Annotated in this window: 18 protein-coding genes; 17 read left to right on the plus strand and 1 reads right to left on the minus strand. The window is 40.4% G+C overall.

Annotation, left to right across the window (positions count from 1 at the left end; all coding sequences use genetic code 11):
- Nucleotides 1-15 precede the first annotated feature (15 nt).
- Complete coding sequence (locus tag H4075_RS07380) at nucleotides 16-2,709, minus strand: hybrid sensor histidine kinase/response regulator transcription factor (protein WP_255460386.1); 2,694 nt, start codon at nucleotides 2,707-2,709, stop codon at nucleotides 16-18.
- 318 nt (nucleotides 2,710-3,027) lie between these two features.
- On the opposite strand from H4075_RS07380, the gene H4075_RS07385 reads away from it, so the two are divergent.
- The 17 genes from H4075_RS07385 to H4075_RS07465 all read left to right on the plus strand — a co-directional run bounded on the left by H4075_RS07385 (nucleotide 3,028) and on the right by H4075_RS07465 (nucleotide 21,944).
- Nucleotides 3,028-4,434 (plus strand): sugar porter family MFS transporter, encoded by a 1,407-nt coding sequence (locus tag H4075_RS07385; protein WP_182805544.1) that lies wholly within the window; start codon nucleotides 3,028-3,030, stop codon nucleotides 4,432-4,434.
- A gap of 12 nt (nucleotides 4,435-4,446) precedes the next feature.
- Nucleotides 4,447-5,364 (plus strand): carbohydrate kinase family protein, encoded by a 918-nt coding sequence (locus H4075_RS07390; RefSeq protein ID WP_182805546.1) that lies wholly within the window; start codon nucleotides 4,447-4,449, stop codon nucleotides 5,362-5,364.
- A gap of 49 nt (nucleotides 5,365-5,413) precedes the next feature.
- Nucleotides 5,414-8,551: a SusC/RagA family TonB-linked outer membrane protein gene (locus H4075_RS07395; RefSeq protein WP_182805548.1), complete on the plus strand. Its 3,138-nt coding sequence runs from the start codon at nucleotides 5,414-5,416 to the stop codon at nucleotides 8,549-8,551.
- Between the two features lie 19 nt (nucleotides 8,552-8,570).
- Nucleotides 8,571-10,274 carry a RagB/SusD family nutrient uptake outer membrane protein gene (locus H4075_RS07400; protein ID WP_182805549.1) on the plus strand — a complete coding sequence of 568 codons (1,704 nt, stop codon included), beginning with the start codon at nucleotides 8,571-8,573 and terminating at the stop codon, nucleotides 10,272-10,274.
- Nucleotides 10,275-10,352: 78 nt separating this feature from the next.
- Complete coding sequence (locus H4075_RS07405; protein ID WP_182805551.1) at nucleotides 10,353-10,826, plus strand: thioredoxin domain-containing protein; 474 nt, start codon at nucleotides 10,353-10,355, stop codon at nucleotides 10,824-10,826.
- Nucleotides 10,827-10,921: 95 nt separating this feature from the next.
- A complete protein-coding gene (locus H4075_RS07410; protein WP_182805552.1) occupies nucleotides 10,922-12,421 on the plus strand; it encodes a glycoside hydrolase family 32 protein in 1,500 nt (499 codons plus the stop codon).
- A 137-nt stretch (nucleotides 12,422-12,558) separates the two neighbouring features.
- A complete protein-coding gene (locus tag H4075_RS07415) occupies nucleotides 12,559-12,876 on the plus strand; it encodes a DUF3467 domain-containing protein (RefSeq protein ID WP_182805554.1) in 318 nt (105 codons plus the stop codon).
- A gap of 15 nt (nucleotides 12,877-12,891) precedes the next feature.
- Nucleotides 12,892-13,980: an Ldh family oxidoreductase gene (locus H4075_RS07420; protein ID WP_255460388.1), complete on the plus strand. Its 1,089-nt coding sequence runs from the start codon at nucleotides 12,892-12,894 to the stop codon at nucleotides 13,978-13,980.
- A gap of 320 nt (nucleotides 13,981-14,300) precedes the next feature.
- The gene (locus H4075_RS07425; protein WP_182805556.1) at nucleotides 14,301-15,623 is read left to right on the plus strand and encodes an aspartate kinase; all 1,323 of its coding nucleotides are present in this window, start codon (nucleotides 14,301-14,303) and stop codon (nucleotides 15,621-15,623) included.
- A 58-nt stretch (nucleotides 15,624-15,681) separates the two neighbouring features.
- A complete protein-coding gene (locus H4075_RS07430) occupies nucleotides 15,682-16,536 on the plus strand; it encodes a hypothetical protein (protein ID WP_182805557.1) in 855 nt (284 codons plus the stop codon).
- A 48-nt stretch (nucleotides 16,537-16,584) separates the two neighbouring features.
- Nucleotides 16,585-17,442, plus strand: a complete 858-nt coding sequence (locus H4075_RS07435; protein WP_182805559.1) for a hypothetical protein — start codon at nucleotides 16,585-16,587, stop codon at nucleotides 17,440-17,442.
- Nucleotides 17,443-17,491: 49 nt separating this feature from the next.
- Nucleotides 17,492-18,724 (plus strand): proline dehydrogenase family protein, encoded by a 1,233-nt coding sequence (locus tag H4075_RS07440; RefSeq protein WP_220494891.1) that lies wholly within the window; start codon nucleotides 17,492-17,494, stop codon nucleotides 18,722-18,724.
- Nucleotides 18,725-18,810: 86 nt separating this feature from the next.
- Entirely contained in the window at nucleotides 18,811-19,605 is a 795-nt protein-coding gene (locus H4075_RS07445; RefSeq protein WP_182805561.1) for a thymidylate synthase, read from the plus strand.
- An 82-nt stretch (nucleotides 19,606-19,687) separates the two neighbouring features.
- Nucleotides 19,688-20,068, plus strand: coding sequence for a four helix bundle protein (locus H4075_RS07450; RefSeq protein WP_182805562.1), 381 nt, complete (start codon nucleotides 19,688-19,690; stop codon nucleotides 20,066-20,068).
- 47 nt (nucleotides 20,069-20,115) lie between these two features.
- Complete coding sequence (locus tag H4075_RS07455; RefSeq protein ID WP_182805564.1) at nucleotides 20,116-20,616, plus strand: dihydrofolate reductase; 501 nt, start codon at nucleotides 20,116-20,118, stop codon at nucleotides 20,614-20,616.
- A gap of 75 nt (nucleotides 20,617-20,691) precedes the next feature.
- Nucleotides 20,692-21,492, plus strand: coding sequence for an O-methyltransferase (locus H4075_RS07460; protein ID WP_182805565.1), 801 nt, complete (start codon nucleotides 20,692-20,694; stop codon nucleotides 21,490-21,492).
- An 11-nt stretch (nucleotides 21,493-21,503) separates the two neighbouring features.
- The gene (locus tag H4075_RS07465) at nucleotides 21,504-21,944 is read left to right on the plus strand and encodes a hypothetical protein (protein ID WP_182805567.1); all 441 of its coding nucleotides are present in this window, start codon (nucleotides 21,504-21,506) and stop codon (nucleotides 21,942-21,944) included.
- The last annotated feature ends 2 nt before the right edge of the window (nucleotides 21,945-21,946 follow it).

The raw sequence follows: 21,946 nt of genomic DNA on the forward strand, positions 1-21,946 counted from the left end.
TTCAATTGAAACAAATCATGTTGTTCCTTTTTCTTTAAATGCTTTGGGTGATAAACCCGTTTTACTTTTAAATACGGTGGAAAAATATGCGGCAGTGGAAAAACCGGTTTTGTAAGCTACTTCAGCAATAGATAGCCCTTCGTGCTGTAGATAATACTTGGCTTTTTGAATACGTGTGTTTAATACATACTCATTGATAGTGGTATCCATCAACGATTTTATTTTTCTGTGCAACTGTATTTTCGAAAGATTCAGTTCTTTGCTGATGTCATCAACAGAGAGATTTTCATTGGATATATTTCGTTCAACAATCGAAATAAAATCTGCAACCAAACGACGGTCTGTTACATTTCCACCACTCTTTATTCCCACAGGTATTTCGCTACTGTAATGGCTCTTAAGTTTCTGCCGGTTTGTAAGAAGACTGCTGATCGTTTTTTCCAATATCGAAAAATTGAAAGGCTTGGCCACATAAGCATCTGCAGCAATTTCAAGACCTGTCATTTGTTGTTGTGCCGATGTCTTGGCGGTTAATAGTATTACCGGTATATGAGAAGTACGGATGTCTTTTTTTAATTCTTCGGTTAAAGTAAAACCATCTTTTACAGGCATCATAACATCGGAAATAACGAGATCGGGCATTTGGTCAAATACGGTCTGCAGTCCTTTGGCACCATTTTCTGCTTCATATATATAATAAGATTCTGAAAGCTTTTGCCTGAGAAATTTTCTCATTTCCGGGTTGTCTTCAATAATTACAATAGAACCCAGTTTTTCTTTTTTATCCTGTTCATTGCCCGGTAAAAAAACTTCTTCCGAATAAAGATCCGACATAAATATTTCTTCTTCCTCACTGCTGAACTTTTGTATTTCGTTCGCCAACGATAATTCTGTTTCTGTGAAATGATCTTTCCCCAGCGGAAGCCTTACTGTAAAAATGCTGCCTTTATTTTTTTGACTACTTACCGTTATACTTCCATGATGCAGTGTTATCAGTTCTTTAGTTAGTGGCAAACCAAGCCCCGATCCTTTATGACTGCCATAGTCTCCCTGGTAAAAAATGTCGAACACCTGGTTCATTTCTTCAGGCAACATTCCTCTTCCATTATCTTCTACTTTAATGATGGCATTTGATGCAACAGGATCTTTTTCCAGCGACACAGTAATGAAACCACCCTCTGATGTAAACTTGAACGCATTGGAAAGAAGGTTAAATAATATTTTATCGAGCATTCCCTGGTCGCCCCAAATAAATAAAGCTCTTTCACGGGTGATGAGTCTGCAATCAATATTACGTTTATCAGCAAGCGGTTGAAAAGTTTGAACAATTTCGTTTACAAAAAGCACGAGATCGGTCTCGGTGGCTTTTACCTGCATTTTATTAAACTCGATCTTTCTGAAATCGATCAACTGGTTCACGAGTCGCAGGAGACGTTGTGTATTTTTTTGAATAAGCTGTAGTGGTTGTTTGGTTGATGGGGGGAGTTTTGAAAAATCAAGCAGTTCTTCAACCGGGCCAAGTATAAGACTGAGCGGCGTGCGGAATTCATGAGAAATATTAGTGAAAAAATTAAGTCTGGCTTCGTGTGCAGCTTCTGCTTTCGCCGACATTTCAATTAACTGTTCACTTTTCTTTTGCACCTCATCATTCTTTTGCGCAAGTTGTTTGTTGATGCGTCGGTTCAATTGACGTGAATAAAAAAGAAGACCGGCAAAACAGAATGTCAATGCAAGTGTAATTCCAAGCACATATAACAGGTTGCGTTGTGTTTGATAAGTCTGCTGCTGCTTATCCATAACCGCTTGCTGCTGCTCAATATCTTTTTGCTGCTCTAATATTTTATCTGCCTGCAAAGATGTCATCCGAACATTTCCGCTGTCAACCACCAGAGTTTGCAACACAGTTTCTTTAGGCACGGGCCGGTTGTTCAGTATACTCACTGCATTGCGGATCGATTCTGCACCACCGGTTGGATATAATACAGAAGCTGTAATGATATTGTTGCTCACATATTCCATTCCTGCACCCTTCCCGGGAAGTGCATCAACACCAATTATTTTTACCGGGGGCAAGCGCTTTTCTTTGAAAACTTCGTAAGCGCCAAGCGCCATTACATCGTTGTGTGCAAACACCAGCCTTGGGTTTGCAGCACTGTCAATCACTTTCAACAATGCTTCTTTGGCGGTTGGCTTTACCCAGTCGCCATTGATTTTTTTTATGATTCTTATATTTTTATACGGAGCCAAAGCATCGGCAAAACCTTTGCGGCGTTCAATGGCAGGCGATGAAGCAGGTAATCCACCAATTTCAACAATGTTTCCTGACTCGCCAAGTAACGAGGCAGCATAGTTGCCGGCTATTTTACCAATCTCATAATTATCGGCACCAATATAATTGTTGTAAAGCTGTGACGCAATCTTGCGATCAACCACAATAACGGGGATGCCTTTATTATAAACTTCTTCTACAATAGGTGTAAGCGGTACGGCTTCGTTGGGCGAAATAATCAGAAGGTCAATGTTTTCCTTCAGTAATTCTTTTACCTGTTTTATTTGCAGTGCACTATTGTCATTGGCCTGCTTGTATAACAATCTGAAATCGGGATTAAAGGCCAGTTCCCTGCGCATTTCTCCAATCATGGCTTTACGCCAGTTATCTGCATCGCCACATTGCGAAAAACCAATCAGGTATTTTTTCTCCTTCTCCATTTTACAGGACATCGTACAGGAAACCAACAGGAAAAAAAACATTCCGTTGACCCATATTCTGGAGAATAGGATAACCCTTGAGATAATGGCAAAGCAGTTCATTATTTAAAAGTAGGATTATTGATATTATTTTAGAAGAGTTGGTTGTAAAATTAAAAGCCGGCAGATGAACTATTTTAAAAAATGCTCATTAATAGATTGATTATCATTAGAATTTAAATATTTGATCGCTTGATATAAAATTGAAACAATATGATGAAAAACTGAAACATTTTTCCTGCATCTCGAGCCTAAGTTGTGTCAAATTGCTTTTGCCATATGAATCAGAAACTCATTTTTTGGAGCATAGTTGTTGCTCTTGGTGGTTTGCTCTTTGGGATGGATGTTGCCGTTATCTCCGGGGCTGAACAGGAAATTCAAAGACTTTGGAATCTAAGCGACGTAGTACACGGCCAAGCCATTGCTTCTGCACTTTATGGTACCATTATCGGTGCACTTTTCGGAGGAATCCCGGCTGAAAAATTTGGAAGGAAAAAGGTATTGATCTGGATTGGCCTGCTCTTCCTGGTGTCGGCAATTGGGTCCGCAGTTGCTGCGGATGTTGTATCGTTCATGGCATTCCGGTTTTTAGGTGGCTTGGGTGTTGGGGCATCTTCAGTAGTGGCACCTATGTTTATTTCAGAAATCGCACCTGCAAAAAACCGGGGGAAATTGGTTGCCACTTTTCAATTCAATATTGTATTCGGCATTTTGCTGGCTTATTTCTCTAATTACTTTTTAAGTAATATAGGCGAAGATGCATGGCGATGGATGCTGGGTGTGTTGGCAATTCCGGCATTACTATTTGTTGCTCTCATGTTTTTTGTACCCGAAAGTCCACGTTGGTTAATGGTGCATAGAAACGACTATGCCAAGGCACGTGAAATTTTACAAGTGTCCGATCCTGAAGGTGTGGATGAAGCCATTAAAGCAATTCATCAATCAATAGACGAAGAAAAACAACAGGCAACACTTGCCACGTTCTTTACAAAACGTTTTACAAAACCAATTATACTTGCTTTTCTTATTGCCTTCTTTAACCAGATGAGCGGCATTAATGCCATCATCTATTTTGCTCCAAGGGTTTTCGAAATGGCGGGCATAGGTAAAAGCGCTGCTTTTTTACAAAGTGCTGGTATAGGCTTAGCCAATCTTGTGTTTACCATGCTTGGTTTGTATCTCATTGATCGCATTGGCCGCAAAAAATTAATGCTCATTGGTTCCATCGGGTATATTATTTCGCTGGGTGCAGTAGCCGCAGCTTTTTACTTTCAATGGTTAGGTGGAGTAGTTGTACCTGTTTTGCTTTTCGTTTTTATTGCTGCACATGCTATTGGGCAGGGTGCTGTAATATGGGTCTTTATTTCAGAAATTTTTCCCAACCAGGTAAGATCTTATGGCCAGTCGCTCGGCAGCTCCACCCATTGGGTAATGGCCGCTATTGTAACAAGTGTGTTCCCGTTGTTTGCCAACAATCCTGCAATTGGTCCTGTAAAAATCTTTTTCTTTTTTATGCTGATGATGCTGTTGCAATTGCTTTGGGTATTATTTAAAATGCCCGAGACCAAGGGTGTTCCTTTAGAACAATTAGAAGCACAACTGCTGAACAAGCCGTTACAAAAAGAGAAGGCTGTAACTGAAAAACCGGCAACGTTGCCAGGTAAAAACTTAATCTCTCACAAATAAATGCTTGCTGTTATGCCTCAAACTTCCTCTTCCAATGCTTACAATGTTGTTTGCTTTGGTGAAATACTCTGGGATATTTTACCCGATAAAGCTGTACCCGGTGGCGCTCCCATGAATGTTGCTTATCACTTACACAGGTTGGGCGAAAGACCAGCCTTGCTCACCCGTACAGGTATTGATGAACGGGGTAAGGAACTACTTACTATGATGGAAAGCATGAACATCGATACAACATTGATACAACTCGATTATGAATTGCCAACCGGTATTGTTCATGCAACTCCAAATGAACAGGGAGAAATGAGTTATGAAATTGTAGCGCCTGCAGCATGGGATCATATTCAATACGATCATGATGTTGAGTCAGTGGTAAAAAATGCCGAATACTTTGTGTTTGGAAGTTTGGCCACCCGCAACAAACAATCAAAAGAAACTTTATACAAACTGTTAGAGATAGCACGTACCAAAGTTCTTGATATTAATCTGCGTCAACCATTCTTCACACGGGAAATTGTAGAGGAGTTACTCAGCAAATGTGATGTAGTAAAAATGAATATCTCTGAGCTTGAACTTATCACCGGTTGGTTTGCTGAATATAAAAGTATTGAAGATCGCATACAGCTGATACAGGACAAGTTCAACATCCGTTCAATCATTATTACAATGGGTGCAGATGGAGCTGTTGTAAACTTTCGGGGAAGTTACCACAGGCATAACGGTTATAAAGTACAGGTGGCCGATACCATTGGCAGTGGCGACAGCTTCCTTGCTGCCTTTTTAGCAAGTGTATTACAAAATAAATCGCCAGAAGAAGCACTCACGTTTGCCAGTGGCCTTGGTGCATTAGTGGCATCAAAAACAGGCGGCTGGCCTGCTTACAATATCTCAGATATCTATTCACTTATTAACAATACACAAATCATCCACTAACAATAAATCGACTGCTATGCAAAATTTTTCACTTTTAAAATTAACGATTATGAGAAAGTTGTTTTTTCTATTGCCATTTTTTCTATCTGCCATTTGCTCGTTTGCGCAGGTGAAAACAATTACGGGCATTGTTACTGCTAAAGCAGATAAAGCCCCACTTTCGGGTGTTTCGGTACAGTCAAAAAATGCAACAACTGTTACCGATGCTTCAGGAAAATTTTCTATCACTGCATCTGCAGGTGATGACATAACATTTAGTTATGTTGGAATGAAACCCGTAACCATTAAATTAAGTACCGGAGACGCAACACTGGCTGTTGAAATGGAACCGGCAGTAAAAGAAGGTGATGTAATTGTTATTACAGGTTATACCTCCCAACGTAAAAAAGATGTAACAGGAGCTGTAGCGGTGGTTGATTTATCAGCCGTTAAAAACAATTCTTCCGGTAACCCAATGCAGGCGCTGCAAGGCCGTGTAGCAGGTTTGTATATTGAACGAGGAAGCGGTTCACCAAATGGAAGCAACGCAAAAATTTTAATTCGTGGCGCAAATACATTGGGTAACACCGATCCATTATATATCATTGATGGTGTGCCTACTACCAGGCCCGAAGTATTTCAGAATATAGATCCAGCCACTATCGCTTCCATGCAGGTATTGAAAGATGCATCTGCTGCATCTATTTATGGTTCACGTGCCTCCAATGGTGTTATCATCATTACAACAAAAAATGGTGGCAACACAGAAGGGAAAGTAAACTTTCAGTTTAATACAAGTGCAGCAGCACAGTCAGAAAAATCTGTGCGTTTTAAAATGTTAAACGCAGTTGATAGGGGTAGGGCTTTGTGGCAGGCTTCAGTAAACGATGGCGTAAAACCTGAAGATGCTTATGGAGAGATTTACAATTTTGACTGGAATAATAATTTGAGTAACCCGGTTTTAAATTCTGTTACTGTAAAACCTTTTGTTGGCGGTGATCCTAATACACCGGCTGGCAATACCGATTGGCAGGATGTAATGTATAAAACGGGCCTTGCTATAAGTAATAGTCTTACAGCATCTGTAGGCAACCGTAATTCATCTGTTGAATTTAATTTCGGACATTACAAAAATACCGGCATGTTACGGTATACAGGTTATGAGCGCTTAAACGGCAGCATCAATGCTATTACCAAGGCATACAATCAACGGCTCATCGTAGGAGTGAATCTGCGTGTTGCAAATTCAAATGAAACACTTACTTCAAGAGATATTGGTGGTGCTCTAACAACTGCATTGGCCGTTTTCCAGGCACCAACAATTCCTGTTTACCAAAAAGATGGGGTAACGTTCGCCGGTGCATCCGGCGGTGGTTACTCCGACAGGAACAATCCCTTGCACATGCAGTATCTGTCGAGGTGGGATAACGCCAACCGCTTAACAGCATTTGGAAATGTGTTTGTTGAAATACAACCTATCAAAAATCTCGTGTTCAGAACCAGTGTTGGTACCGATTATGCTACATATTTAAGCAAAGTCATTTTGCCAACGTTTACTGAAGGTGCTTTTAACCGAACAACTAACAGCGTCACCTTCGATCAAAATAAATTAGTAAGCACTACACTTTCCAATACGCTTCGTTACAACTGGGATATAAACAGGAAGCATAATCTTAAGTTCTTAGCGGGTACAGAATACATCAAAACAGATCTTAACTTTCAAAATACACGCAAGGAAGGCTTTGCTGTGCAAACGGAAGAATATTTTACCATTAGTGCAGGCACAGGAAACTCCAGCGTTTTTGGTGGCTCAACAGGTAACAGGTTGTTCTCTTTATTTGGCCGTGTTGATTATAATTTTTCCGATAAATATTTAGCGGCTTTAACAATTCGTCGTGATGGCTCTTCACGTTTTGGTGAAGACAATCGTTATGGTCTTTTCCCTGCTGCTTCTTTTGGATGGAGAATTGACAGAGAAGGCTTCATGGAAAATAACACGCTGTTCTCTGAGTTAAAATTACGCTTAGGTGTTGGCCGTGTTGGTAACCAGCAAATCGGGGATATCAGTCGTTTCGGAATATTTGAAGCAAGATACGGAACAGCGTTATCGCAATTGGTTGGCGGCTTTTGGGAACAGTATATGAATATCGGAACAGCTTATTCATTAACCGGTGCAAACACAGGTACACTTCCATCCGGCTTTGTACAAACACAGGCTGCTAATACAGGGTTAAAGTGGGAGACTACAGATGAGTTGAATGCAGGATTAGATTTTGCGTTTCTTAAAAACAAAATTTTCGGTTCGTTCGATTATTTTTCGAGAAACACAACAGGCATATTAATTACACCACCGGTAGCTTCAGCTTTAGGCGAAGGTCAGTCGAAGCCCGTAAATGGTGCATCTAAAACTAATAAAGGCTGGGAGTTTGTTATCGGCTACCGTGCACAAAAAACCGGAGATTTCAATTACAACGTACAACTCAACTTTGCACATTTCAGAGATAAAATAACAGAGCTGCCCGAAGTTGTTCGCCCGGCATATGCAGGTAATCTGGTGAGTACAATTATTGGTCATTCACAGTTTGATATTTTCGGCTATAAAACCAATGGTCTCTTTCAATCACAGGCAGAAGTGAATGCAGCACCTACACAAATTGGTGCCGGTCCCGGAAGAATACGATATGTAGATATTAATAAAGACAATGTAATTAACGATCTCGACAGAACATGGATTGGAACAACTCTGCCCGATCTTGAATATGGTGTTAGAATTGATGCCAATTATAAAAAATTCGATTTCTCCGTTTTTGGTTCCGGTGTTGCAGGCAGGTCTGGATTTGATGTGTATACACTGTTTAATAATCTCATGCGTAGTAGAGAAAATGTTGGAGCCGGTGTTTTTAATGGCTGGACTCCACAAAACACAAATACAAATGTTCCGGCGCTTACTTTAAAGGATAACAATAACGAAACACGTACATCCGATTATTTTATGGTAAGTACTTCCTTTTTTAAAGTGAGAAACATACAGGTAGGGTACAGTGTAAAACCAAAATCTGTTTTTTCAGGTCTGCGTTTTTACCTGATGGCCGAAAATGTTTTCTGGTTGAAAAGCAAAAAGTATTTAAGTCCTGATCCGGAACGTATCGACTTTAATCCAATACCTATTCCAAAAACATACACGTTTGGTATTAACGCCTCTTTTTAACAACTAAAGACAAAAGAAAATGAAACATAAATTTTTAATTGGTTTAGCAGCTATACTCTTATTCGGTGCCTGCAAAAAACAATTGGATTATACGCCAACAGGTGTATTGTCTTCAACCGATCTTACAACAGCAGAAGCTGCTGAAGGCCTGGTAACAGCAGCGTATGCTGCCATTGGCAACGGCGATATGATCGGACCTATTTACAGTAATTGGGTTTATGGAAGTGTACGATCAGATGATGCTTATAAAGGCGGTGGTGGTACCGGTGATGTTGGTGAAATTGACGCACTTGAACATTACAACCTTGTTACACCATCAATGGGTGCATTTGTATCACGTACATGGCAGAACTTGTTTAAATCAATTTCAAGAGCCAATGCAGCAATGAGGGCAGTTAATGCACTTCCGGATGCTTCGTTTCCTCAAAAGAAAACAAGATTGGCCGAGCTGAAATTTTTAAGAGGACACAGCTACTTTACAATGAAACTATTGTACAAGAACATTCCGATTTTCGATGAAACTGCAACGGAGGCCGACATCCTGAAAACAAAAAACGATTTAAGCAATGAAGACTCGTGGAATAAAATTGCCGCCGATTTTCAATATGCAATCGATAATCTTCCTCCAACGCAAACACAAATTGCAAGGGCTAATAAACATGCAGCCCAGGCATACCTTGCAAAGTTGCGTTTGTTCCAGGCATATGTACAGAATGCAACACACCAGGTAACTTCTATCAATACAACAAGATTGCAGGAAGTAGTAAGCTTAACAGAAGCAGTTATTACATCGGGCAAGTATAGTTTAAGTGCTGATATTGCTGATAATTTTTTACCCGAAACCGAAAACGGACCTGAATCAGTTTTTGCAATTCAGTTTACGATCAATGATGGTACCACTTCAGGCAGGCTTAATTATGAAGATGGATTAAATTATCCGCATGGTGCTCCGCAATATGGTTGCTGTGGTTTTCATGCAGGAAGCCAGAATCTTGTAAATGCACATACAACTGATGTAAATGGATTGCCTAACTTTTCAACCTTTAACAACAGCAATGCTGATTTAAGTACTGCGTCTGTAGATGTTCGTTTAGATCACACCGTTGGTATTGACGGGCACGTGTATAAATATGATAATACAAAACCGTTCAGCAATAGTTGGGTTCGTGATCCCGGTGTCTATGGAAATTTTCATACCATGCGTAATCAGCAATTGGCGAGCAGCTCTTCTTATTTCAAAAACGGCCCGTTCATGGGTGTTGCAAAAAACTACGACATCATCCGGTATGATGATGTGTTGCTGATGCAGGCTGAAGCGTATATTGAATTGGGACAACCGGATAAAGCCTTACCGATTATCAACAGCATCCGTAACCGGGCAGCAGCAAGTACCGGCCGTTTGAAAAAAGCAAATGGGATGTTTGCATCGATCTACAATGTGAAACCATATCCTGCAATTGGCTGGACACAGGCTTATGCACGCCAGGCTTTACAATGGGAACGTCGTTTGGAATTTGCTACTGAAGGGCATCGCTTTTTTGATTTGGTAAGATGGGGTATTGCAGCGCAGGTATTAAATCAATACATCGCAGTGGAAAAAACAAGACGGCCGTTTTTAGCAACAGCGTTGTTTACAGCCGGACGTGATGAATATTTACCTATACCACAATCGGAGATTACATTTACCAATGGGTTGTATAAACAGAACCCGGGTTATAATTAATGAATGGTTACAACTCCCGGTTGGTACAACATAATAATAATGCGGTGCCAACCGGGAATAGTATAAAAAAGCAGCATCATGCAAAGATTATTATGGTTTATAGTGTTTATTGTTGCGTTGAATACAGTTTGTGCACAGCAAAAAATTCCGCCTTTCCGCATGGCACTTTCAGATGGCAACCTGTTTCATGCAAGTAGCCTGCCGATGGGTAAACCTGTTATTGTTATTTATTTCTCACCGGAATGCGATCATTGCCAGGTTTTGATGAAAGAATGGTTTAAACGTTCAGGAGATTTCAGGAAAGCGTCGGTTGCGATGATCACTTTTTTACCTCTTGCCAATGTTGCTTTATTTGAAAAAGAATTTAAAACAAAACAGCACTCCAATATTATTACAGGTACCGAAGGCACAGGTTTTTTTGTGAGGAATTATTATAAAGTTATGGATATGCCTTTTGTTGCTTTGCACGATAAGAATGGAAACTTAGTGAGTACTTACTCAAAAGATATTCCTTTGAATACATTGGCAGCTAAATTGCGCCAACTTAAATAAAATAATAACGGTACGTTTCAACTGGTCGCACTTACGAACTAAAGATAAAATCATTGTAAATTCCATTCGGCTAAAGTCAAATTAAAAATATACTGATGAAAAAGAATATTTTCCTGCTATGCTTCTGTTTCTATCTGCTTCCTGCAAAAAGCCAACATAAAGTAGCAGAGCCACATCGTCCCCAATTTCATTTTTCACCAAAGGAAAAATGGATGAACGATCCCAACGGCATGGTTTACCACAAAGGCGTTTATCATTTGTTTTATCAGTACTATCCTGAGAGCACAGTATGGGGCCCTATGCACTGGGGGCATGCAACCAGTAAGGATATGTTACAATGGGAGCACCAACCTGTTGCATTATATCCCGACAGTTTAGGTTATATTTTTTCGGGAAGTGCAGTTATTGACGTGAATAATACGGCAGGTTTTGGTAAGGCTGCGATGGTTGCCATCTTTACTCATCACAACCCGAAAGGTGAAGAGGCAAAACGAAACGATTTTCAAAATCAAAGCATTGCCTATTCGCTGGATGATGGTAAAACATGGACGAAATATGCAGGCAATCCTGTAATAAAAAACCCCGGTATTGTTGATTTTCGTGATCCTAAAGTGATGTGGTTTGAAAAAGAAAACAAGTGGGTGATGACTTTGGCAACAAAAGACAGAATTACTTTTTATTCTTCACCTGATCTTAAAAACTGGCGCAAAGAAAGTGAGTTTGGTGAAACATTGGGTGCACATGGCGGCGTATGGGAATGTCCTGATTTATTTCCGCTGACGTTAAATGGCAAAAAAGTTTGGGTATTGTTAATAAGCATTAATCCCGGCGGTCCAAATGGCGGCTCAGCCACACAATATTTTACAGGTGATTTCGATGGAAAAACGTTTACGCCTTTTGAAACAGAAACAAAGTGGATGGACTATGGCACCGATAACTATGCCGGCGTTACCTTTTCAAATACAGGAAACAGAAGAATATTAATGGGCTGGATGAGCAACTGGCAATACGCACAGGTGGTGCCGACCAAAAACTGGCGTAGTGCTATGACCATTCCACGAGAACTTAATTTGAAAGAAGTAAATAAGAAAATTTTTCTTGCATCAAAACCAGTGAAAGAATTTGATAAGATGCTTGTAAAATCAACGTCGGCATCAAACATCAACATAAAGAACAGTTATAATCTAACTTCAAAACTGGGTGCTGCAAGTAGTCTTTTTCAAGTCTGTTTAAATGATATTACGGCAAATGATTTTTCCATTGTATTATCAAATAATAAAGGTGAAGAACTGTTGATTGGTTATGACAAAGCCGCCAATCAATACTTTATTGACCGAAGTAAGTCGGGTATTATTGATTTTGAACCAGGTTTTGCAAAGAAGCATGTTGCACCCAGAATATCAACCAATAAAAACATCAGCTTAAAAATAATAGCAGATGTTTCGTCAGTTGAATTGCTGGCAGATGATGGATTAACAGTGATGACAGATGTTTTTTTTCCTGCTGTACCTTTTACTTCTATTAGCATCCGTTCCGTTAAGGGAGTGCTAGTGAAGAACATTCAATACACACAGTTGAGATCAACAGTGAAATAGCAAGTGTAAGCCCATAATTAATGCCGAGGTTATAAAAACATACAAAAAAGAAGAAGTAAACCTGAATTGAGCTGTTTATCTGCAGAATCTGCAGGCCTCAGTTTTGCATTGTATATTTGCTGCTCAATTATTTTAATATGGATCAGCAGCAAAATGCAAACCCCAATCAGCTAAACATTGAGATCACAGAAGAAGTAGCGGAAGGTTCTTATGCCAATCTCGCCATCATTACACACAGTCATGCAGAATTTGTGATCGACTTTGTAAACGTAATGCCCGGCACGCCCAAGAGCAAAGTAAAATCAAGGATCATTTTTACACCGCAACATGCCAAGCGTTTTATGAAAGCGCTTACTGAAAATATCCAACGTTTTGAAGCTGCAAACGGATCAATCCGTGACTTGGAGGAAATGCAGATACCGTTGAGTTTTGGTGGGCCAACTGCACAAGCGTAAAATGAATGATGAGTAATGAGTAGTAAAATGGAGCAAGTGTTTTCTTACCCGCATTTATTTTCATTCACCAAGAATGTTTTCCTTTCAATGGGTTGCAGCGAAGCAGATGCAACTATTGCAACAACTGTATTGCTATCCGCCGATTTGCGTGGTATTGATTCACATGGTGTGGCACGTTTAAGTGGCTATGTGCGTTTGTGGGAAGCAAAACGGATCAATGCAACTCCCAACATTAAAGTGATTCATGAAACACCTTCAACTGCTGTAGTGGATGGTGATAGTGGTTTGGGTTTGGTGGTTGCGCCGTTTGCCATGAAAGTGGCTATTGAAAAAGCAACCAATGTCGGCAGCGGATGGGTGAGTGTACAAAACAGTAATCATTTTGGTATTGCAGGTTATCATGCAATGATGGCCTTGCAACACGATATGATCGGCATGGCCATGACCAATGCTTCTGCTTTAGTAGCACCAACGTTTTCAACGGAACGTATGTTGGGCACAAACCCTATTGCAGTTGCAGTACCATCGGGTAACGAACCTCCTTTTGTTGCAGACATGGCTACCACAACCGCAGCCAATGGTAAACTTGAAATTTTGCAACGCAAAAATCTCGAAGCACCACTCGGTTGGATCCAGGATGCAGAAGGTGAAGCAACAACTGACGCACATGCTTTGAAAAATAAAGGAGCACTGTTGCCTTTGGGTAGTGATAAAGAACACGGCAGTCATAAAGGTTATGCCTTGGGAAGTATCGTTGATATTTTCTCCGCAGTGTTGAGTGGAGCGAATTATGGTCCATGGGTGCCGCCATTTCCGGCTTATGTACCCATGCCGGAAAACCAACCGGGTAAAGGTTTGGGTCATTTTCTCGGGGCGATGCGTATTGATGCATTTCGCAAAGCCGACGATTTCAAGAAAGATATGGACAACTGGATCCGGCGTTTCCGTTCTGCTAAAACAATCGAAGGATACGACCAGGTGCTCATTCCCGGTGATCCCGAACGTTTGTTTGAAGCACAACGAATGAAAGACGGTATTCCTTTATTGGAAACCGTTGCAGAAGATTTAGTAAAAGTTGGACAGAAATTCAATCTCTCTCTTTAATTTCGCAGCCCCGTGCAAACAATGTTTACACGGTTGGCGGTTTAAATGCCTGCACATTGAAAAGAGGTTGTTGCACTTCGGCTGTTAAAGATCATTTCAACTTTAATAAGACGGTGGGGGGATGATGAAGCAATTCGTCGGGGAGGTGATGTAGGAAAATGAGTTATGAATGATGAGTATGCCCGTCTGACGGATAGTTAGGAGAAAAGCTGAATAGAGAAAAAGACGTACAAGAGTGCGACGCAACAAAGAAAAATAGCAGTGCTATAGCTGGTAACATAAATAGTTTAGAACTTAAAACATAAAATAAACCTACGGTAATGAAAGTGATGAAGTTTGGCGGTACCTCAGTGGGAAAGCCTGAAAGAATGCACGATGTAGCAACTCTGATTACTCGTGATGAAGAAGAAAAGATTGTGGTATTAAGTGCGTTGAGCGGCACAACCAATTCGTTGGTTGAAATTGGTGCGGCAATGGCAAACGGCGACAGAGCTGCTGCCAAACAGGTAATTGATAAACTGGACGCACACTATCAAACTTTCATCAGCAATTTGCTTTCAACACCTGCAGCACAGGAAAAATGCCGTGCAATTATTGCCGAGCATTTTGAATTCCTGAATATCATTCTCAAAATTTCCTTTAACGAAGCATTGAATAAAGATATTCTTGCACAAGGTGAATTGATGAGCACAAAAATGTTCAGCTGTTACCTTGAAGAAAAAGGAATTAATCACATGCTGTTGCCAGCATTGGATTTCATGACCATTGACAGTTATGAAGAACCGCAGATCGGCAGTATTAAAGTAAAGTTGAGTCAGTTGCTCAATCAGAACAAAGACAAAAAGATCTTTATTACACAAGGATACATCAGTCGCAATGCAAGAGGCGAAGTGGATAATTTAAAACGTGGCGGCAGTGATTACAGTGCTTCATTGATCGGTGCTGCGATCAACGCATCGGTTTGTGAGATATGGACCGATATTGATGGTATGCACAACAACGATCCACGGATTGTAAAGAAAACAGTTGCGATTGAGCAGTTGAGTTTTGATGAAGCGGCAGAGTTGGCTTATTTCGGTGCGAAAATTTTGCATCCTGCATCCATCTGGCCTGCGCAGCATTACAAGATTCCTGTGAAGTTGTTAAATACCATGCAGCCTGATGCAAAGGGAACACTCATTACAGAAGAAGCAGGAAGCGTTGGTGTAAAAGCAGTTGCAGCGAAAGATGGCATTACTGCCATTAAGATCAAGAGCAGCCGCATGTTGCTGGCGTATGGTTTCTTACGCAAAGTGTTTGAAGTGTTTGAAAAATACCGTACTTCCATTGATATGATCACTACTTCTGAAGTAGCTGTTTCATTAACTATCGACAACAGCACACACCTCGATGAAATCATCCGTGAACTGGAGCCATTCGGAACAGTTGAGTTAGATAAAGACCAGGCCATTGTAAGTATTGTAGGTAATGAAATTGGCAAGACAGAACATATTCTTGCTAAACTTTTCGAAAGCATTGCAGATATACCTGTTCGTATGGTAAGTTATGGTGGCAGTCCGCACAACGTTTCGCTGCTGGTGCCCGCAGCATACAAAACACGAACCCTGCAGATATTGAATAAAGGAATCTTTGGATTGGATTAACAGAATATTAGTTATTCAATTATTTTCTTTTATGCCCGTAATTGTATTTTGAGCCAATATGCAATTACGGGCTTTTTTGTTTTTATTCTTTTTGAGTTTTGCTTTTTCTACGGTTGCGCAAAATTTTACGGGCGTGTGGGAAGGAAGTTTTTATCTGCGTGGTAAAAAGAAGAACAAAATAAATGTGCGGATTGAAATAACGCAAAAAGGGGATAGGTTACATGGAGTTGTGACTACACGTGGATTTCAAAAAAACACAGCTTATGGATGCGATTATATTGTCTCCGGCTGGGTTGAAGGCAATGCATTGGTTCTTGGAGTGAACAATGTACAACGTGGTGTTGCTACGACGAAGGCCGATTGCGGTTCGTTCAAAAGAGTTGAATTATATCCTCCTGAAAATGATTCGGTAAGTATGGCGAAAGGTCGTTGGTTTTGGATTGATAATAGCAAAGAGCAGTTTGTTGTTCAAAAAACAGGATCAGAAATTTCAGAAGTGGTCAGGGAGGAAATGAACAACATCGATCGAAGGCCCGATCCTTCCCGTTATATAAAATTAGAAAATGAGTATCTGCCTTATGAAGTGACCAACAAAAATTTAGGCACCTATTCAGTTGAAAGTAAGGAGATAATTTTAGTGGTTAGTTCATTGGAAGAAAAAGCGAGAGCAACCATGACAGTAACACTGAATGACAGGACTGTTTTCGATAATTTATACTTATCAAAAAATGTTTTAATAATACGTTTGAAAGACATATCCAAGATCAATAATATTGATTTTATTAATAATTCTGATACACGATTCAAGCTTGATGTAAAGATTTCCATGCAGCAGGGAAATGATAAGAAAGAATGGATTGTTTCGATAATGCCCGGGGGCACTGCGTACCTCCTTTTAAATCGAAAAGATTAATAACAAAGTATAACTTCTTTTTCGCCCGTAATTGTATCTTGAGCAAGTATGCAGTTACGGACTTTTTTATTTTTGGTCGCTACAGTGCTTTCGTCAACATTACTTGGACAAAACCTTGCAGGTGTATGGGAAGGAAGTTTTTTATTGAACGCAAGCAAGAAACAAAAGATGAGTGTGCGTGTGGAGTTGATGGAAACCGATGGTGAGTACATCGGTATTGTTTCGTCCCGTGGGTTTGATAAGAATACTGCTTTTGGTTGCGATTATCTTGTAGGTGGACGCATGTATGATGGTAAAATAAGCCTCACCAGGAAACAGGTAATGCGAGGTGTTGCGATGTCGAAAACTGATTGCGCTTTTTTTGAAGAGCTGTATTTAACTGTTACAAAAAACAATACAGCTACGCAGTTAACCGGACGATGGTATTGGAGAGGTGATGCGTTCGATTCTTTTACAGCTGTTAAAACTGACTCGGTTATATCTGAATTTACAAAAGATGAGATCGGTGATTATATACAGGAGCTTTACAAAGAGTTTGAAGAACGGAATATTCTGCTGAAGCCGGAAAACAGACTTTATCAAAAAGTCAGCGAACTGGAAGTAGACGGCTCTGATATTCTTCTTGAGTTTAGTTCTGTTGATAAAGGCAAGCCCGATTCGATCAGTGTTTTGTTTAACGGTGATTTGATCGCAAACGATCATGATCTTTCAAAACGGCCATTGCGGGTAAGATTAAAGGAATTATCTCCCGGAGTTAATGATATTATCGTCATCAGTCAATCGATTGCACAAAATAAGCTGAAGATACGTTTGCTGCTGAAGCAGGGCGAAATCACCAATGAATATATGCTTGAGCCCGGTTATATCCGTAATTCGCTATTGTTATTGAAACGAAAAGAGAACTGAACGAGCGCTTGTTTTTCTACTATATTTGCTGCCTCTAATCGTAGCCAGCATGCCGAACAATTCTAAAGTTTCTTTCGAGAATACAGCTAATGCATTTGAATATAAGAACGATCAGCAACTGAAAAAAGCACATTTCCTTTTTTCATCAATGGGTTATCAATGGCTGGTTGATATTGGCACAAGAATTACTCCGTGGATCATAAAGGCCGGCCTGCCGGTAAAGGGGCTTATCCGAAGCACATTATTCGAACAATTTATTGGAGGGGAAACATTACAGGAAACTGCGAAAGTTGCCGACAGACTGGAAGAGTTTCATGTGCAGGTGATCCTTGATTATGGCGTGGAAGGCGGCGATTATGGTGAAGATGAAAAAGATCATGCCTGCGAAGAGTTTATTAAAGTAATTGACTACGCTGCCACACAGGCGAATATTCCTTTTATGAGTGTGAAAGTAACCGGCGTTGCACGGTTTGCATTGCTTGAAAAAATGGACGACCTGATGAGCAAGGATACGGGTACACTCATCCGTCGTTACGAACATGCACTGGAGCGACTGACTGTTGATGAACGTGGCGAATGGCAAAGAGTGTGTAACCGCATGGAACGTATCTGTTCCGCTGCTTCAATGAAGAAAGTGGGTGTGTTGATCGATGCAGAAGAAACCTGGATTCAGGATCCTGTTGATGCACTAACCATGCTCATGATGGATCAGTACAATAAAACAACTGCTGTTGTTTACAACACAGCACAACTCTACCGTCACGACCGTTACCAGTTTGTGCATGATTGTTACGAAGCTGCTGAGAAACGGGGGTTCATTCTCGGTATCAAGATCGTTCGTGGTGCTTATATGGAAAAAGAACGGAAACGTGCAACGGAGATGAACTATCCTTCACCGATTCAACCCGATAAAGAAACCTGTGATACAGATTACAATCGTGCCGTTGAATTTTGTATTCAGCATGTTGATCGTATTGCTGTTATTGTAGCTACACATAACGAATACAGCAACCAGCTTGCTGCCGAATTATTACACAGCAAAGGCTTGCCGCATAATCATCCGCATGTGCATTTCAGCCAGCTGTATGGTATGAGCGATCATATTACGTTTAACCTGGCGAAAGAAGGTTATTCGGTAAGCAAGTATCTGCCCTTCGGTCCAATTGACGATGTGGTGCCTTATCTTATGCGCCGTGCACAGGAAAACAGTTCTGTCAGCGGTCAAACCGGAAGGGAACTTCTGTTGATCAAAAAGGAACTGGCAAGAAGGGGCGTGAAATAACTCTCAGTAAACTTTGTCTGTACACAATCAATCCACAGCGTTCTTCTTGCGCCTTGTAACTTGAGCCTTTTCTTTACCTTGCACCCATGCAACAATACCTTTCTTTACTGCAGCATATATTGGATAACGGGGTGGAGAAAACCGACCGCACAGGCACGGGTACCAAGAGCGTATTTGGTTACCAGATGCGTTTTGATTTGAGCAAAGGATTTCCGTTGGTGACGACGAAGAAAGTACACATGCGCAGCATTATTCATGAACTGCTTTGGTTCCTGAAAGGTGAAACGAATATTGCTTATCTCAAAGAAAACAACGTCAGTATCTGGGACGAATGGGCGAATGAAAACGGTGAGCTTGGTCCGGTGTACGGGAAGCAGTGGCGCAGTTGGGAAGGAGCAGATGGAGTAGTGATCGACCAGGTGAAAGATTTGATCGCACAGATCAAAAAAAATCCTGATAGCCGTCGCCTCATCATCAGCGCATGGAATGTTGCTGATTTGCCAAAGATGGCCTTGATGCCATGCCATACTATTTTTCAATTCTATGTTGCTGAAGGAAAATTAAGTTGCCAGCTATACCAACGCAGTGCCGATGTGTTCTTAGGTGTTCCATTTAATATCGCATCGTATGCATTATTGACGATGATGATCGCACAGGTATGCGATCTTGAGCCCGGTGATTTTGTACACACGTTTGGTGATGTGCATATTTACAGCAATCATATGGAGCAGGTGAATCTGCAATTAAGCCGCACGCCATTCACATTACCAACAATGAAGTTGAATCCGGATGTGAAAGATATCTTCGAATTTAAGTTCGAAGATTTTACACTGGAGAATTACCAGAGTCATCCGGCTATTAAAGCACCTGTAGCTGTGTGAATAATGAAGAATGAAAAATGAGGAATGAAGAATGAAGAAGTGATGCTGGCTGCAGAATAATGCTAAACCAAAAACACCGCATATGGAAAGCAATAACAAGTTTGATCTGGAAGACAGGCTGGTTGATTTTGCCTGTATGTGTCTGGATGTTTGTGAACTTCTTCCTTCAACAAAAGCCGGTCAGAACCTGGAATATCAATTATCTAAAAGCGGAACGGCTCCCGCACTCATTTATGGAGAAGCGCAAGCTGCTGAATCAAGAGCTGATTTTCTGCATAAAATGAGAATGTGTTTAAAGGAAATAAAAGAGTCCCGTATTAACCTGAAGATTATCAGACGAAAACCTGTTGTAGTTGATACAAAAGTTGAAAAAGCTTTCAATGAGAATAACGAACTGATGGCTATCTTTCTGAAAAGTGTTGAGACAGCGCAGAATAATGACGAACGCAGAAAGAAGCAATAACGCCGGCACTTTTTCATTTCTAATTATTAATTTTTTATTTTTCATTCATGTTGATCTCTCTCATCGTTGCTGCATCTTCCAACAACGCCATCGGTCGTAACAACGAACTGCTCTGGCATTTGCCGATCGATCTGAAATTTTTCAAAAACACAACCTGGGCATTGCCCGTGATCATGGGCCGAAAGACCTTTGAATCGGTTGGCAGCAAGCCATTAACAGGACGTACCAATATTATTATTTCACGGCAGAAAGGATTGACCTCGCAATATGAAAATGTGTGGTTTACAACTTCGCTTGATGAGGCAATTGAACAGGCAAAAAAACTGGAGACAAAAGAGATCATGATCGCCGGTGGTGCGCAGATCTATGAACAGGCATTACCAATTGCCAATCGTATTTACTTAACAAGGGTGCATGTTCATTTGGAAGCAGATGCTTTCTTTCCGGAATTTCCAGTTGATGAATGGAATCTTACAAAGAGTAACGATTTTGAGGCAGATGAAAAACATGCTTATTCATTTTCTATTCAGCAATGGGACAGGAAATAATGAGTGATGAATAATGAATGATGAGTGTATTCTCCCAACTCCTAATTCCAAATAACTAATTCCTGTTTTTTATCCATGTATACAGCATTTCAGCTTGGATTAAAATATCTCAACTATTATTTCACTGCTGCCAATGGTAAAGGCCATGGTATTCATTCTCCTTTTGTGTTTGATCTGGTAATAAAAGTGTTGAATGATAAAATGAAGTATGCGGCTTACAAAGAAGTTGAACTGCAACGTAGTTTCTTGTTGGGAAATGAAACGATCATTACCGTTGAGGATTTTGGTGCCGGTTCAACCAAAGGGTTAACGAAGCAAAGGGTGGTGCAGCAGATAGCTGCTACATCATTGAAGCCAAAGAAGTATGCTCAACTCTTGTATAGGTTAGTGAATTATTTTCAGCCACTACAAATACTGGAACTTGGCACTTCATTGGGTATAACCACTGCATATCTTGCCAAAGCAAACCCAACTGCAACTGTTACAACCATGGAAGGCTCAGATGCTGTTGCACAAATAGCAAGGCAACAGTTTGATGAATTAAAGTTGAAGAATATCAACATCGTTACGGGTAACTTTGATGAAACCTTGCAACAGGTGATCGATCAAACAGCACAGCCTTTCAACTTTGTGTTTATTGATGGCAACCATCGTAAAGAACCAACACTTCGTTATTTTGAACAATTACTTGCAAAGACAGATCATGCCACGGTATTTGTGTTTGATGATATTCACTGGAGCAAAGAGATGGAAGAAGCATGGGAGATGATTAAACAGCATCTGTCAGTTACCTTAACGATCGATCTGTTTTTTATTGGGCTTGTTTTTTTAAGGAAGGAACAGAAAGAGAAAGAACATTTTATTATCAGGTTTTAAAACCATCATGAATGGCAGTAAGTATATCCGGACAATGGAAGGGTTATTTTTGGTATGGCAAGGAGTATGGTGAGTTAGAAGGTGAATCGGTTGAATTCATGATGTTTCTAAATGAACAGAATGGAGAAATAAATGGCAAATGTTTTGAAATGGGAGGGGTCGGCGTTGCAGAGGGCGCAGACCTTGCAGTGATTAATGGCTTTGTTAAAGACCGGCAAATTAGTTTCATTAAGAAATATAACCATGCAACTTTTTTTGATGAAGACGGAAATGCACAAATAGATGCATTGAAACCTTCACAGGAAATACATTACGAAGGTGAATTTGAAGTAAGTGAATATCAATTTACGGGAACATGGGAAATAGTTGAACGCTCGGAAATTTATGGCGACTGTTTTGTCGAATACATATGCACAGGTACTTGGATGATGAAAAAGGAAAATGACATTTAAAC

This window comes from Lacibacter sediminis, from assembly GCF_014168535.1.
Taxonomy (GTDB): domain Bacteria; phylum Bacteroidota; class Bacteroidia; order Chitinophagales; family Chitinophagaceae; genus Lacibacter; species Lacibacter sediminis.

What these genes read in the sequence shown, in the direction of transcription:
- H4075_RS07380 (WP_255460386.1), bottom strand. Translation starts at nt 2,709, where the DNA reads ATGGAGAAGGAGAAAAAATACCTGATTGGTTTTTCGCAATGTGGCGAT.
- H4075_RS07385 (WP_182805544.1), top strand. Translation starts at nt 3,028, where the DNA reads ATGAATCAGAAACTCATTTTTTGGAGCATAGTTGTTGCTCTTGGTGGT.
- H4075_RS07390 (WP_182805546.1), top strand. Translation starts at nt 4,447, where the DNA reads ATGCCTCAAACTTCCTCTTCCAATGCTTACAATGTTGTTTGCTTTGGT.
- H4075_RS07395 (WP_182805548.1), top strand. Translation starts at nt 5,414, where the DNA reads ATGAGAAAGTTGTTTTTTCTATTGCCATTTTTTCTATCTGCCATTTGC.
- H4075_RS07400 (WP_182805549.1), top strand. Translation starts at nt 8,571, where the DNA reads ATGAAACATAAATTTTTAATTGGTTTAGCAGCTATACTCTTATTCGGT.
- H4075_RS07405 (WP_182805551.1), top strand. Translation starts at nt 10,353, where the DNA reads ATGCAAAGATTATTATGGTTTATAGTGTTTATTGTTGCGTTGAATACA.
- H4075_RS07410 (WP_182805552.1), top strand. Translation starts at nt 10,922, where the DNA reads ATGAAAAAGAATATTTTCCTGCTATGCTTCTGTTTCTATCTGCTTCCT.
- H4075_RS07415 (WP_182805554.1), top strand. Translation starts at nt 12,559, where the DNA reads ATGGATCAGCAGCAAAATGCAAACCCCAATCAGCTAAACATTGAGATC.
- H4075_RS07420 (WP_255460388.1), top strand. Translation starts at nt 12,892, where the DNA reads ATGAGTAGTAAAATGGAGCAAGTGTTTTCTTACCCGCATTTATTTTCA.
- H4075_RS07425 (WP_182805556.1), top strand. Translation starts at nt 14,301, where the DNA reads ATGAAAGTGATGAAGTTTGGCGGTACCTCAGTGGGAAAGCCTGAAAGA.
- H4075_RS07430 (WP_182805557.1), top strand. Translation starts at nt 15,682, where the DNA reads ATGCAATTACGGGCTTTTTTGTTTTTATTCTTTTTGAGTTTTGCTTTT.
- H4075_RS07435 (WP_182805559.1), top strand. Translation starts at nt 16,585, where the DNA reads ATGCAGTTACGGACTTTTTTATTTTTGGTCGCTACAGTGCTTTCGTCA.
- H4075_RS07440 (WP_220494891.1), top strand. Translation starts at nt 17,492, where the DNA reads ATGCCGAACAATTCTAAAGTTTCTTTCGAGAATACAGCTAATGCATTT.
- H4075_RS07445 (WP_182805561.1), top strand. Translation starts at nt 18,811, where the DNA reads ATGCAACAATACCTTTCTTTACTGCAGCATATATTGGATAACGGGGTG.
- H4075_RS07450 (WP_182805562.1), top strand. Translation starts at nt 19,688, where the DNA reads ATGGAAAGCAATAACAAGTTTGATCTGGAAGACAGGCTGGTTGATTTT.
- H4075_RS07455 (WP_182805564.1), top strand. Translation starts at nt 20,116, where the DNA reads ATGTTGATCTCTCTCATCGTTGCTGCATCTTCCAACAACGCCATCGGT.
- H4075_RS07460 (WP_182805565.1), top strand. Translation starts at nt 20,692, where the DNA reads ATGTATACAGCATTTCAGCTTGGATTAAAATATCTCAACTATTATTTC.
- H4075_RS07465 (WP_182805567.1), top strand. Translation starts at nt 21,504, where the DNA reads ATGGCAGTAAGTATATCCGGACAATGGAAGGGTTATTTTTGGTATGGC.